The sequence below is a fragment of the Nocardia sp. GTS18 genome (genome assembly GCF_013839555.1).
Lineage (GTDB): Bacteria > Actinomycetota > Actinomycetes > Mycobacteriales > Mycobacteriaceae > Nocardia > Nocardia rosealba.
This window is the reverse complement of sequence record NZ_JACBIU010000030.1, coordinates 25,057-38,501: the sequence shown is the minus strand read 5'-3', so window position 1 is coordinate 38,501 and position 13,445 is coordinate 25,057. Positions and strand designations below refer to the sequence as shown.

Here is a 13,445-nt window from a genome sequence, read left to right as displayed (position 1 = left end):
CGATCGGAGCAGACAATACTGCACGAATTCACGGCCACCGCGCGGCGACGATGAGCGGCGAAATCCCCGCACCGAAATCGCCTCTAGGAGCTGCTGGTGACTTCCGATCATGTCGCGGTCGAGGACCCGACCCCGGTGCAGATCGCGGTGCTGGAGAGCGTCGCGCCGCACTGCCGCCACGACCCCTATCCCAGCTACGAAACCCTGCGCGCCGCAGGGCCGTTCGTGCCGGGCCCGCGCGAGACCCACCTGGTGCCGCGGCACGCGCAGGCCCAGGCGATCCTGAGCGATCCGCGCTGGAGTCACGCCGAGGAGCCGGACCTGCTGCACGGCGACAGTGACGTGGAGTTGCCCGGCTCCTTCCTGTGGATGGAACCGCCGGACCACACCCGCCTGCGCGGCCTGGTCGGCAAGGCGTTCACCGCCCGGACCGTCGCAGGGCTGCACGAGCGCGCCGACCGGCTCGTCGACGGGCTGCTCACAGCGATGCTGGCCGATGCCGAGACCGATGTGCTCGAGGCGCTGGCCTACCCCGTGCCGCTGACCCTGATCTGCGAACTGCTCGGTGTTCCCGCCGAAGCCCACGCCCACGTGCGGGAGATCTCCGCCCACATCGCTCGTGGCCTCGACCCCGACACCCTGCTGAGCCCCGCCGAGCTGGCCGCGCGCACCGAGGCGGTGCACGCGTTCGACGCGTTCTTCGGCGACCTGATCGCCCGGCGCCGCGCCGACCCGCGCGACGATCTGATCACCGCGCTGGTGCACGCCGAAGAGGCCGGGGTCCGGTTGACCAGGACCGAACTGATCGGCACCCTGCTCATCCTGGTGGTGGCCGGGCACGAGACCACGGTCAACCTCATCGGCAACGGCCTGCTCGCCCTGATCCGCCATCCCGACCAGTTCCAGCGACTGCGCGAGGACCCCGCGCTGTGCGCGCCCGCCGTCGACGAAGTGCTGCGCTACGACCCACCCGTGCATCTGACCACCCGCACGGCGCGGCACGAGATCGAGCTCGCCGGAAAGACTTTCGTTCCCGGCGACGCGGTGATCGTGCTGATCGGCTCGGCCGCCCGCGACCCCGAAGCCTTTCCCGAGGCCGACCGCTTCGACATCGGCCGCTACCTGCCGGGCAAACGACCCGAACGGCACCTGTCGTTCGGTCTCGGCCTGCACTACTGCCTGGGCGCACCACTGGCCCGCCTCGAGATGCAGGCCGTGCTGCGCGCCGTCGCCACCCGGGTCGAGCGGATGCATCTGCTCGCCGAACCGCCGTATCGCCCGAATGTGGTCGTGCGCGGCATGTCCGAACTGCGAATCAGCCTGGAGGGCCGATGAGTACCGCTGTCCCCGCCGACCTCACCTTCGACGCCTTCGCCCCCGACCATCGCGCCGACCCGTACCCCGCCTACGCGCGGGTCCGCACCGCCACCCCGCTGTTCCCGTACGAGCTCGGCGAGGTGCCGGTGCGTCTGGTGACCCGCTACGAGGAGTGCGCGGCGGTGCTCACCGGCGCCGACTGGGGTCACGGTTACGCGGCGGGCATCAGTCCCTTCCGCGACACCAGCGCCGCCATCCCCGGCTCGTTCGTCCGCATGGACCCGCCCGAGCACGGCCGCTACCGCAAGCTGGTGGCCAAGGCGTTCACCCCGAAGATGATCGGCGAGATGGTGCCGGTGGCCGGCACAGTGGTCGACGGGTTGGTCGACGCGGCAATCGAGCGCGGCGAACTCGACGTACTCGAGGATCTGGCGGTTCCGCTGGCCGTCGCCATGGTCGCGGTCCGGCTGCTCGGCGCAGACGCCGCCGACGGCCTCAGCTTCCGCGCCTGGCAGTTGGCCATCGCGCGCGGCAGCGACCCCGACTCGCTGCTCGGTCCCGACGACATCAGCGCCCGCACCGACGCGGCCATCGCCTGCATGGGCCACTTCGCCCGGCTGATCGCCGAGAAGAAGCAGCGGCCGGGCACCGACCTGCTCAGCGAACTGGTCGCGGCCAGCGTGGACGGCGACTTCCTCACCGAGCCCGAGGTGATCGGGATGTCGCTGCTGCTGCTCGTGGCGGGCATGGAGACCTCGATCAACCTGATCGGCAACGGGATGCTCGCCTTGCTGCGGCATCCCGATCAGCTCGCGCTGTTGCGCGCGCATCCCGAGCTGATCGGCTCCGCCATCGACGAGATGCTGCGCTACGACGCACCCACCCAGTTCACGATCCGGGTCGCGCTGGCCGACACCCGGGTCGGCGAGCACAGCTTCCGCCGCGGCGACGGCGTCGTCGTGCTCACCGGCTCGGCCAATCGCGACGAACGGGTCTACCACGACCCCGACACCTTCGACATCACCCGCTTCACCGGAAACCGCCCGCCGCGTAAGCATCTCGGCTTCAGCCTCGGCATCCACTACTGCGTCGGCGCGCCGCTGGCCCGCATCGAAGCAGAGGCCGCGATCCGCACCCTGCTCGACCGGGCGCCCGAGCTGGCCCTGGCCGAGCGGTCGATCGAATACCGGCCCAGCCTGATCCACCGCGGCGTCCGCCACCTCCCGGTGACCCTGTGACCGCGCCGCGGCAGCACGCGCTCGTCATCGGCGCCGGGGTCGCCGGGCTGTTGGCGGCGCGGGTGCTCGCCGAGCGTTTCGACCGGGTCACCGTGGTGGAACGCGACGAGCCGGACGCGAAAGCGGCTGTGCGCCGCGGTGTTCCGCAGGCCTGGCATCTGCACGGCCTGCTCGACCGGGGCCGCCGGATCATGGAGGAGCTGTATCCGGGCTTCACCGAGGAGGCCGTCTCCGACGGTGCGACCGTGGCCGAGGTGCTCGTCGGCACCCGCTGGTATGTCGGGGGTTCCCGGCTGGCGGCGGGCGCGACCGGACTCACCTCGCTGATCGCGACCCGGTCCCTGCTCGAAACCGTCCTGCGCAGGCGCACCCTGCGGATGCCGGGTATCGAACTGCTGACCAGGACGACCGTGCAAGGCCTGATCGGCGACGCCCAGCGGGTGCGCGCCGTCCGGGTGACCGGTCCGGCGGGGGAGCAGACCCTGGCGGCCGATCTGATCGTCGACGCCAGTGGCCGCGGCTCACGAATCACCCTGTGGCTCACAGCGATCGGTGCGAACGTGCCCGACGAGGAACGCCTGGAGGTCGACCTCGGCTACGCGTCGCGGTTCTTCCGGCACCGGCCGGGCCAGCTCGACGGCCAGGCCTCGGTGATCGTGTCGACCGGCGCCGACGGGCGCGGTGGCGGCGCGGTGCGGGTGGAGGGTGACCGCTGGCACGTCACCCTCGCCGGGATGCTCGGCGATCATCCACCGACCGACGATCAGGGGTTCCGCGCGTACGCCGCGTCGCTGTCGGCGCCCGATATCCACACCATCGTGGTCGGCTCCGACGCGCTCGGCGAGCCGGTCCCGTACCGCTTCCGCACGGCGGTGCGCAGGCGCTTCGATCGCCAGAGCGCCCGGCCCGCGGGACTCGTTGTGCTCGGCGACGCCCAGTGTGCGTTCAACCCGCTCTACGCCCAGGGCATGACCGTGGCCGCACTGCAAGCGGCGGCTCTGCGCGAGTGCCTCGACGCCGACGACCTGCCCGCCCGCTTCTACGCGTCCGCCGCTGACGCCGTCGCGGTGGCCTGGCAGCTGGCCGCCGGCTCGGATCTGCGCAATCCGGGCGTCGAGGGCAGGCGCACCCTGCGCACCCGGCTCACCGACGTCTTCGTGACCAGAGTGCAGCGCGTGGCCCACCACGATCCGCGCGTGGCCAGGACCTTCTTGCGAGTCGCCCACCTGGTCGACCCACCCGCCGCGCTCACCGCGCCGGGCACGCTGCGCCGCATCCTCCTGCCCTGACCACCCCCACGAGGAGACCCACCCATGACCTCCACGATCGACACCGACGCCGTCCAGACCGCCCTGATCCAGCTGTTCGGCCCCGACGGCCGCGCCGACCCCTACCGCCCAGCCCGCGTACTGCGCGAAGCGGGCCCGATCCACCAGACTCCACTCGGCCATCACGTGCTCACCCGCTACGAGGACTGCGCGGCGGTGCTGTCGACCACCGCGTGGAGCCACGCCGAGGAGGCGGCGATGATGCACCCGACGGTGTTACCGGAGAACGCCCCCGAGGAACTGCCCACGTCGTTCCTGTGGATGGAGCCGCCGGACCACACCCGCCTGCGCAACCTCGTGACCAAGGGATTCACCCCGCGCATGGTGACCCGATTGCGGCCGCGGATCGAGCAGTTGTGCGAACAGCTCGTCGACGACGCCGTGGCCGCGGGCGAATTCGACCTCGTCGAACTGATCGCCTACCCGCTGCCGTTGATCATCGCCTGCGAGCTGATCGGTGTGCCGCAGGAGGCCTACGACCAGGTGCACCGCTGGTCGCAGGACCTGGCCCGCGGCTTCGATCACGACTACACGCTGCCCGAGGAATGCCTGCGGGCGCGCAGCGCGGCCTCCCGCGGATTCATGGGCTACTTCCGTGAGCTGCTCAACGAACGCCGCGTCAGCCCGCGCGACGACCTGCTCAGCGCGCTGTCCCAGGTCGAGGATCGCGGTGACGTGCTCTCCGAACAGGAACTGCTCGCCACCTGCATCACCACCTTCGTCGCGGGGCACGAGACCACCGCCAATCTCATCGGCACCGGCATGCTGCGCCTGCTGCGCAACCCCGACCAGATCCAGGTGCTGCGTGAACGTCCCGAGATGCTCGCCCACGCACCCGACGAACTGCTGCGCCTCGACCCGTCGGTGCAGATCACCACGCGCGCCGCGACCCGGCCGATCACCGTCGCCGGGCACCGGTTCGAGCAAGGCGAAGGTGTTGTGGTGCTGATCAATTCGAGCAACCACGACCCCGCCGCCTTCCCCGACCCGGAGCGGCTGGACGTGACCCGATACTCCGACCCGAAGAACCCGGCCAAGAAGCACCTGGGCTTCAGCCTCGGCATCCACTATTGCCTCGGCGCCCCGCTGGCCCTGCTCGAGATGGAGATCCTGCTCGACGTACTGTTGCGCAAGGTCGGCTCGCTGGAACTGCGCAGCGAGAATCCGCCGTTCAAGCCGAATGTCGTCATCCGGGGCCTGGAATCGCTACCGGTGGCCGTCACCCCGGCCTGAGCGACGAGTTGGTCGGCGGCTACCGGGAGCCGCCACCGTTGCCCAGTGCGCGGCCGAGGAGGGGGAGCAGCCGGTCCCAATGACGTCGCAGCGCGGCGGGATCGAAGTCGTCGGTGTCGGACATGGTGAAGCCGTGCACGGTGCCGGGGTAGATCTCGGAGGTGTATTCGACGCCTGCGGCAGCCAATGCCTGGTTGAGCCGACGGAGATCCTCGGGCGTCAGATCGGTTTCGGCGTGGCCGAAATGGACTTCGGCGGCGAGTTCGGAGAGATTGTCGAGTCCGTCGGCGCCTACGGGGGCGTGGAATGCGGCGAGTGCGGCCACCCGGCCGGGGTGGGCTACAGCGGTGCGCACTGCCAGGAGCCCGCCTATGCAATAACCCGTCACTGCAACGGGTCCGGCGCTGACCTCGGGTCGGTCGGTGAGGAACTCGAGGTAGGTGTCGGCGTCGCGCAGGACGAGTTCGGCGGTGTGTGCCTCGATCAAGGGCATCAGCTGGGCGAACAAAGCAGGGCGGGCGTCTGCTCCGATGTGTTCGGGCAGTTCGATCACCGGTGCCGGGCCGTGCCGGTAGAAGAAGTTGGGGACGAGCACGTAGTACCCGTGCCCGGCCAGTTCCTCGGCCATCTCCCGCAGCACGGGCCGCACACCGAAACCGTCCGGGTACATCAGTACCCCCGGGTACTGCTCGCCGGAGTCGGGGAAGGCGGCGAACGCGTCCGCGTGGCCGTCGAGGGTGGGGATCTGCAGCGTCTCGGTATGCATGGATTCTCCTGTCGTGGTTGATGTTTGGAGCTTGTGATCAACACGAAAGGAGGCGGAGCCCGCGCAGCGGCGCTGGATCTTCGATCGGACGTCGGGCCCTCGGCCCGTACGGTGCTCAGAAGAGCACCGGGTCACCGATCCGTGTGTGGCGCAAGGCCGTCCCGGTAGTCATCGACACCCACCATAGCCCCCACGGGAAACAGTCGCCGCCGCTCACCGACAGGAGCCGCTCGATCAGCGGCGTAGGAGGTCGACGACGCCGGTGGTCGACTCGTTCCCGCCGCCCTCGGCGACCCGACGTTCCATCAGTGTCATGAAGGGCTCGAGAAGTTCCGGGCTGACGCCCTGTTCCCGGGCGGTACGTCGCAGCGTGTCGTTCGTCGCGGCCATCATCGCCAGGTTCGACTCCACGTCCTGCGTGTAGTCCCCGCTCGCCAGCTGCGCGGCGGTGCCGTAGGCGTACCCGGCCATTGCCTGCTGGTAGGCCACCATGAGCGGCGCGAATTCGACCGGTGAGATGTCCTCGCCACCGATGAGTGCGAACGCGTGTGCGGCGCCCGCGAACATGCCCCACATCGCACTGAGCAGCGCGATGTCGTACAGCGCTGCGAAACCGGCGTCGGTGCCGACGTAGGTGACACCTGCAGGCACCGTCAAGGCCTCGGCGTGAGTCTCGTGCAGCCGCGCCGAACCGCTGTAGAAGACGTACGCACCCGAGTCGGCTGCGCCGATCATGGAGGGGACGGCCATGATCCCGCCGTCCAGGAAATTCCCGCCGCGCGCGGTGATCCACTCGGCGAGCGCACGGGCCTCGGCGGGTGTGCTCGTGGTCAGGTTGACGATGTCGCGGCCGGTCAGATCGACGCCGTCGAGGGTCGCGCGCACCGACGCGTCGTCGAGGAGACACACCACCACGAGCGTGTTCGCGCTGACGGCTTCGGCAACGGTGGCGGCGACCGCCGCCCCGACCGGGGCCCGCCGGGGACTGCGGTTCCACACGGTGACGGTGTATCCCGCCGCGAGCCACGAACGGGTGAGGGCCGAGCCCATGTCGCCGAGCCCGAGGACGGTGAGCGCTTTATTTTTGTTGTCGGACATGCGGTTTAGTGTTGGCGTGGCATCCGGGCCGAACAAGTACGCACACTGAAGTGGGTACGCACTTCCGGGATAGCGAACAGGTAGAGGGAAGGAACCATCGTGCCGATCACACGCAGGCCGGGCGCGTACCGATGCGGACTCGACGCCACCATGTCGGTACTCAACGGCAAGTGGAAGATGATGATCCTCTGGCCGCTGAGCGAACGCCCCCACCGCTTCGGTGAGTTGCGCCGTGAGGTGAACGGCGTCACCGAGAAGGTCCTCACCACGCAACTGCGCGAGCTGGAGGCCGACGGGATCGTCCATCGCACGGTGTACAACGAGGTACCACCCCGCGTCGAGTACTCCCTGACCCCACTCGGCGAACTCCTCAACAACGCACTGCTCCCCTTGGAGGCGTGGGGTCGCGAACACCTCATGGGTGAAGAGGTCGTCCGGTCGGGTTCCTGAGGCCGAGGAGCGTTTCGCCGACGTACGACGGTCGTCGGGAGACGATCGCTGCCGCGCTCGGCGAACCTGCCTACCCCGGTGTCCGGGTGTGACTCCACTGCGCCGCTACTGAAAGGGCGGATCACTCGTCGTCGGCGATGCTCTTCATCGCTTTCCATCCGTGGGTGATGCCGCCACCGGCGCGCAGGGCGGCCGCGACCATGACCGCTTCGGCGACATCGGCCTTGGAAGCCCCGGCCTTGACGGCGCGCTTGGCGTGGTCCTCGATGCAGAACGGGCACTGTGTGGTCACAGCGACGCCGACCGCGATCAGCTCCCGGGTGGCCAGGTCGAGGTTGCCGGTGTTCTTGTCGAACACGGCTTTGTCGAATCCGAAGAACGCCGAGACCATTTCCGGTGCGGCTTCCTTGATGTCGGCCATGAACTTCGCTTCGTCGTTGTGTGAGTGCATCGTTGATCCTTTGCTTGTTTCGGTGGTGTGCTCGGGTGGGGGAGACTCAGGATGAGACGGTCCCGGCAGACCGACCCGTGGACATCGGCTCTCGGGTGTTGTCGCGGAGGAACAACACAGCGACCACGGTGGCGGTCAGCAGCATCGCGAACGCCACCAGCAGGGCGCCGCTGTAACCGTTGGTGAGGGCGGTGGGTTCGGCCTCGGTCGAATGGCTGGTGATGGTGGCGGCGACACCGGCCAGGACCGCGATACCGAGCGCGACACCGATCTGCTGGGCGGAGTTGAGCAGCGCGGAGGCGATACCGGCTTTGTCGCTGTCGACGTCGTAGACCGCTGCCTGGGTCAGTGCCATCACGCCGAGTCCGAACCCGAGTGCTGACACCAGCATCGGCGGTGCCAGATGCGACCAGTAGCCGCTGGTCGTGGTGATCGTGGAGAACCACAGCGCCGCAAGGGCACTGAGCAGGGCGCCCCCGCCGGCGACCAGGCGTGGGGCGACGGTCGACAGCAGTTTCGGTGCCAGGCCCGCACCGAGGATGATGCCGACAGCGAACGGCAGCCATGCCAGGCCGGTCATGATCGGCGAATAGTCGCGCACTCGTTGCAGGTAGAGGGTCAGCACGTACAGCGACCCCATGGGTCCGACCGCCAGCAGCAGCATGGTCAGGTAGGCGCCGGTGCGGTTTCGGTCCCGGAACAGGCTCAGCGGGACGAGGGGGTGGCGGCTGCGTGCCTGGGTGAGGACGAAACCCGCCAGGACAGCGACGCTGATACCTGCGGCGGTCAGCGCGACCGGATCGGTGAAGCCGTCTTCACCGAAGCGGGTGATCGCGAAGACGAGGGCGAACGTGCCCGCTGTGCCCAGCACCGCCCCGATGGTGCCGAGCTGTCCGCGGTGCGGCTGCGGCGCGCTCAGGGTGCGGGTGCCCAGCAGGACGAGCAGCCCGATCGGGACATTGATGAAGAAGACCCAGCGCCATCCGAGCGTGCCGGTCAGCACACCGCCGGCCAGCAGACCGATCACGATACCCAGACCCGACATCGCACCGTAGAGCGACAACGCGGTGTCGCGCAGCTTCCGCTCGGCGAAGGTCGTGGTGATCAGGGCGAGCACGTTCGGTGCGATGAGCGCCGCGCCCAGTCCTTGCAGCCCGCGCGCCCCGATCAGCATGCCCGCCGTCTGCCCCAGACCACCGGCCAGCGAGGCGACCACGAAGATCACCAAACCGACCTGCACGGTGCGGCGCCGACCCCACAGGTCCCCGATGCGGCCACCGAGCATCAGCAGCGCACCGAAGGCCAGGATGTAGGCGTTGACCACCCATGACAGATACACCGGGCTCACGTGGAGTTCCCGCTGGATGCTGGGCAACGCGACGTTCACCACCGAGTCGTCGAGCACCAGCATCAACTGGGCTGTCGCGATGGTGAACAACGAAGCCACCACCGCGGGCGAAGTCTTCGCGACCTTATCTGCCGCGCCGCCGACCACCTCGGGCATGGATAACCTCCTCAGCTATTCGGTACCCCCGTAAGGTATCGAGGCCGTGCTAATGTGTCAACACGGTATGTAGCATTAGGATCGTGATCAGTCGTTTTCCCTTGCTCGGCGAGCCGTTGCCGCTGGATCTGATCAACACCGCGCCGTCCCTCGGTGATCTGCTGAGAACTCCCGACGATCTGCGTGCATGGTGCACGGCCCAGGCTCACCGGCTCCCCGAGCTCGGTGCTGATATCGGCGTGGCCGATGTCAGCGCTGTTCGCGCGATCCGCAACCACATCGCGTCTGCCCTCGAACGCGCCCGCCGCGGGCAATGCCCGCACCAGCTCGACCTACACGCGCTCGAACACGCCCAACGTGCCGCCCCCGCGATTACGCACCTGAGGTGGGAAGACGCCGGCTTGACCGCCGCCCGCCTGCGTGAGGGCACGCCCGGACAGCGTCTGGCCGCCGAGCTCGCCGAGGCCACCGCCCACCTGCTTGCCGATCCTGCGGTCACCACGATCCGGCAATGCGACGCTCACGACTGCGTGATCTGGTTCCTGCCCACCAACCCGCGCCGACGCTGGTGCTCGGCCGCGCTGTGCGGCAACCGTATGCGCGTGGCCCGGCACTACCGACGCCACAAAGCCGAGCAATAGCCACCATCCGCCACCTTGACGGCAGTTCACGTCCTCTCGAAGCAGCGCCAGGGCCCGGTACAGGGTTCTCGGGTGCGCCCGGGCGGCCGTGCCTCACCGACGAGCTCACCGGCCAGGGTCGCAAATCGGCCCAGCAGCTCGATTGCCCGGGACGGCCTCTGATCAATCCACCGATGCGCCCGACCACTCGGCTGTCATCAGGCCGCGGCGACGACAACTCTCGTGTCGTCATCGTCGATGATGTGGGGGCCTTTCGCGGTTCGAACGGGCGTGTCCACCTTCACCTCTGCGGATGCAGAACCAGCACGGTGATCTCGCTGGGCGCGAACACTCGCATCGGCGGCCCCCAGTACCCGGTACCGCGGCTGGTGTAGAGCTGGGTGCCGTTCGCGTGGCTGCTCAATCCGGCGACGACCGGCTGGTCGAGTCGGACCAGGTAGTGGAACGGCCAGATCTGACCGCCGTGGGTGTGTCCGGAGATCTGCAGTTCCACTCCCGCCGCCGAACTGTCGGTGACCTGGCTGGGCTGATGTGCGAACAGAACCACCGGCAACCGCGGGTCGGTGCCCGCGAGCGCGCCCGCGAGGTCAGGGCCGTGGCCTGGCACATCGGCGCCCGTGGGGTCGTCGATCCCGGCTACGGTCAACCTGTCCCCGTCGCGTTCGACGGTGCGGTGCGCGTTGTGCAGCGGCTGCCATCCGATCGAGGCCATGTAGTCCAGCCACGACTGGGCATCGTCGAGGTACTCGTGATTGCCGGTGATGTAGAACCGACCCAGCGGCGCCCGCACCCCGGCGAGCGGAGCAACCTGATGACGCCGTTCGTCCACCGAGCCGTCGACGAGGTCACCCGCCAGTCCCACGATGTCGGGTCGCTGCGCGTTGACTTCCTCGACCACGCGTTGCGACCAGCCCTCCCGATCCAGCGCCGCGAAGTGGGTGTCGGTGAGCACCACCACGCGCAATCCGTCGAGGCCCGGCGCCAGCCCCGGTATCGCGACGTCGACGGTGCGCACCTGCGGCACCCGCCGCGCCTCGTAGACGCCGTACCCGGTGAGCACGACCGACATCACCACCACGGCGAGCGCGACAACTCGACTCGTACGAACTCCCCGTGCGCCGACCATCCTCAGCCCACCACGGACGACCAGCCCGATCACCGACCAGCTGAACAGCACCCACACCACCCCGAGCAGGACGTCCCCGACGATCGCTGCCGAGTCGATCCGCGGCGGCCCGTGCCCGAGGATCAGCGCGACCGGCAGGCAGATGTACCCGGCGACGAACGCCGCGGTGCCGACCCGGTAGAGCGGACCACTGCGTTCGGTGGGGGCGGCGATCAGCGCCCACCACGGCACAGCGAGCATCACCGCCGGAATCAACACGATCAGTACCAGCAAGACAGCGGAGCTCACGAAATCCCGTTCTTCACAAGGCGCCCCGGGGGCGGGACGCGGTTTCGTCGTGACGCGGCCATTGTGCGTCAGCGCGAGATGTCGGTGACGACCGGTAGCACACGTCGGTGGCGGGCACCTGCTCTCAGGTTTCGGAGATACCGCCGCTTTCGAACCCGCGAACGAGTCGGTCACGAAGACGCGGGCGGTCACACCGCGCAGTGCGTGCGGCGGGATCGTTGTCGCGGCGCGCGGTTGGTCAGACGGTCAACAGGACTATGGTGGCGCGGCGTTCGTCCATGGCCTTGTAGCCCTCGGCGTCGTCCTCGAGGGGCAGGGTGAGGCTGAAGACCCTGCCGGGGGTGACCTTTCGGTCCCAGATGAGTTGGATTAGGCCGGGTAGGAATCGGCGGACGGGGGCGGGGCCGCCGTGGAGGTGGATCTCGTCGACGAACAGTTCGTCGCCGGGGATTGCACGTCGTGGGCGATGCCGACGAAGCCGACGTGCCCGCCGGGGCGAACGGATTTGCTGGCTTGGGTGAAGGATTCCGGGGTGCCGACGGCTTCGATGACGCTGTGCGCCGTAGCCGTTGGAGTTCCTTGACCTCGGCGACGAACTCCTCGCCGAGTTCGGAAAGGATATCGGTCGCGCCGAACTCGCGGGCGAGACCTGCCGGTCGGCGTGGCGGCTCGAGATGATGATCCGCTCCGCGCCGAGCTGTTTGGCGGCGAGGACCCCATCAGTCCGACGGCCCCGTCGCCGACGATCGCGATGGTCTTGCCGGGCACTACTTCGGCCGCGACGGCGGCGAACCAGCCGGTGCCCAGCACATCGGAAGCGGCCAGCAGCGAAGGCGCGATCTCCGGATCGGGCATGCCGCGGGTCTTACCAGGGTGCCGTCGGCGTGCGGGATGCGGCCATACTCGGCTTGGGCGCCGACGGTGAATGCGACGAACTCGGCGTGCACGCACTTGGACTGTAGCCGGCCTGGCAGATCTCGCAGGTGTTGTTGGAGATCACGAACGACCCGACCGCGTAGTCGCTGACCGCCAGTGTGGTGATGGCGTCGCCGATCTCGGTGACGACGCCGACGTACTCATGGCCCATCACTTCTCGGTCTTCTCTAGTTTGTGCCATACGGCGGACGTGGTATAAGCACGATCACCACACCCTTCGCTGATCGCGTCATCTGGATCCCCTCTGTCGCTTGACGCGGCGCTCGCTGCTCGTCAAGTATGTTGTTGCGCTTGGTAGTTCGATTATGAAAGCCGACGATCGCCGCTACGTTTATATCAGCAGAGGGGGAGATCTGAACGTTGAGGAAGCGTGGAAACGCTGCCGGAATGACCTTCTAGAAGTCGGCATTCAACGTCATTGGGCAGCCGGGTCCGTGTTGATGCACGAAGGCGAGCGGTCAGAGCACGTCGTAATCATCGAGGCGGGCCGGGTCAAGGTGACCTCTGCGGCGGCGGCCAGCGGCAAACAGGCTCTGTTGGCGATTCGCGGGCCAGGTGACTTGATCGGTGAGTTCTCCGCTATCGATGGCCGGGCGCGCTCGGCGACAGTGACCGCCTTGGCGTCGGTCACCGCGACATCGGTGTCGGCCTCAGCATTTCGCGACTTGCTCGTCAGCGATGGCAAGATCGCGTTCACACTCCTGCAGGTAGTGGTCGAAAGGCTCCGCGAAGCAGATGTGCAGCGCCTCGAGTTCGGTGCATACAGCGTCACCGAGAGGGTCGCGCGTTTGCTGGTCGACTACGCCCGGCGCTACGGGGAACGCGGTGATGACCGAGTGATCATCGCGCTGGCGTTGTCGCAAGAGGAACTGGCCCATGCTGCGGGGGCTTCCAGGGAAGCGGTCTCCAAGGCGCTGAAGCGGCTGCGGGACCTGGGCGCGGTGCGGACCGGGAGACGGCGAGTGGAGTTGCTGCGACCAGACCTCCTCGCCGACATCGTAAAAGGACTGCCGAGTGTGCATTTGGACGCAGACGCGGCGGGACACCTCCGCTAGACAGGAGGCAACCC

12 protein-coding genes and 1 pseudogene are annotated in these 13,445 nt (G+C 68.4%); 7 read left to right on the top strand and 6 right to left on the bottom strand.

Annotated elements, in window-relative coordinates:
- The first annotated feature begins 96 nt into the window (after positions 1-96).
- Genes HYG95_RS20225 through HYG95_RS20210 form a run of 4 tightly spaced genes read left to right on the top strand, consistent with a single transcriptional unit; the run spans position 97 to position 5,116 of the window.
- Positions 97-1,335: a cytochrome P450 gene (locus tag HYG95_RS20225; protein ID WP_181700025.1), complete on the top strand. Its 1,239-nt coding sequence runs from the start codon at positions 97-99 to the stop codon at positions 1,333-1,335.
- Entirely contained in the window at positions 1,332-2,555 is a 1,224-nt protein-coding gene (locus tag HYG95_RS20220; RefSeq protein ID WP_181700023.1) for a cytochrome P450, read from the top strand. Before HYG95_RS20225 ends, HYG95_RS20220 begins: the two co-directional genes overlap by 4 nt.
- The gene (locus tag HYG95_RS20215; protein ID WP_181700020.1) at positions 2,552-3,844 is read left to right on the top strand and encodes an FAD-dependent monooxygenase; all 1,293 of its coding nucleotides are present in this window, start codon (positions 2,552-2,554) and stop codon (positions 3,842-3,844) included. The genes HYG95_RS20220 and HYG95_RS20215 overlap by 4 nt, the downstream gene beginning before the upstream one ends.
- A 24-nt stretch (positions 3,845-3,868) precedes the next feature.
- A complete protein-coding gene (locus HYG95_RS20210; RefSeq protein WP_181700017.1) occupies positions 3,869-5,116 on the top strand; it encodes a cytochrome P450 in 1,248 nt (415 codons plus the stop codon).
- A gap of 19 nt (positions 5,117-5,135) precedes the next feature.
- Here HYG95_RS20210 and HYG95_RS20205 read toward each other — a convergent pair whose 3' ends face one another.
- Together HYG95_RS20205 and HYG95_RS20200 are read right to left on the bottom strand one after the other, a co-directional pair.
- A complete protein-coding gene (locus HYG95_RS20205; RefSeq protein WP_181700015.1) occupies positions 5,136-5,882 on the bottom strand; it encodes a dienelactone hydrolase family protein in 747 nt (248 codons plus the stop codon).
- Positions 5,883-6,116: 234 nt separating this feature from the next.
- Complete coding sequence (locus HYG95_RS20200) at positions 6,117-6,980, bottom strand: NAD(P)-dependent oxidoreductase (protein WP_181700013.1); 864 nt, start codon at positions 6,978-6,980, stop codon at positions 6,117-6,119.
- A gap of 150 nt (positions 6,981-7,130) precedes the next feature.
- Between HYG95_RS20200 and HYG95_RS20195 the strand changes: the two genes are divergently transcribed.
- Complete coding sequence (locus HYG95_RS20195) at positions 7,131-7,430, top strand: helix-turn-helix domain-containing protein (protein WP_220139646.1); 300 nt, start codon at positions 7,131-7,133, stop codon at positions 7,428-7,430.
- 121 nt (positions 7,431-7,551) lie between these two features.
- Here the strand turns inward: HYG95_RS20195 and HYG95_RS20190 are convergent, their stop codons facing one another.
- Positions 7,552-7,881, bottom strand: coding sequence for a carboxymuconolactone decarboxylase family protein (locus tag HYG95_RS20190; RefSeq protein WP_181700009.1), 330 nt, complete (start codon positions 7,879-7,881; stop codon positions 7,552-7,554).
- Between the two features lie 46 nt (positions 7,882-7,927).
- A complete protein-coding gene (locus tag HYG95_RS20185) occupies positions 7,928-9,385 on the bottom strand; it encodes an MFS transporter (RefSeq protein ID WP_181700007.1) in 1,458 nt (485 codons plus the stop codon).
- Between the two features lie 83 nt (positions 9,386-9,468).
- On the opposite strand from HYG95_RS20185, the gene HYG95_RS20180 reads away from it, so the two are divergent.
- On the top strand, positions 9,469-10,026 hold the full coding sequence (locus tag HYG95_RS20180; RefSeq protein ID WP_370465853.1) for an ABATE domain-containing protein: 558 nt from the start codon (positions 9,469-9,471) through the stop codon (positions 10,024-10,026).
- Positions 10,027-10,306: 280 nt separating this feature from the next.
- On the opposite strand, the gene HYG95_RS20175 is transcribed toward HYG95_RS20180, so the two are convergent.
- Entirely contained in the window at positions 10,307-11,440 is a 1,134-nt protein-coding gene (locus tag HYG95_RS20175) for a metallophosphoesterase (protein WP_370465852.1), read from the bottom strand.
- Positions 11,441-11,678: 238 nt separating this feature from the next.
- Positions 11,679-12,530, bottom strand: a pseudogene (locus HYG95_RS20170) (zinc-binding dehydrogenase); the annotation flags it as partial.
- A 151-nt stretch (positions 12,531-12,681) separates the two neighbouring features.
- Here HYG95_RS20170 and HYG95_RS20165 point away from each other — a divergent pair.
- Entirely contained in the window at positions 12,682-13,431 is a 750-nt protein-coding gene (locus HYG95_RS20165) for a Crp/Fnr family transcriptional regulator (protein WP_181700005.1), read from the top strand.
- Positions 13,432-13,445 lie beyond the last annotated feature (14 nt).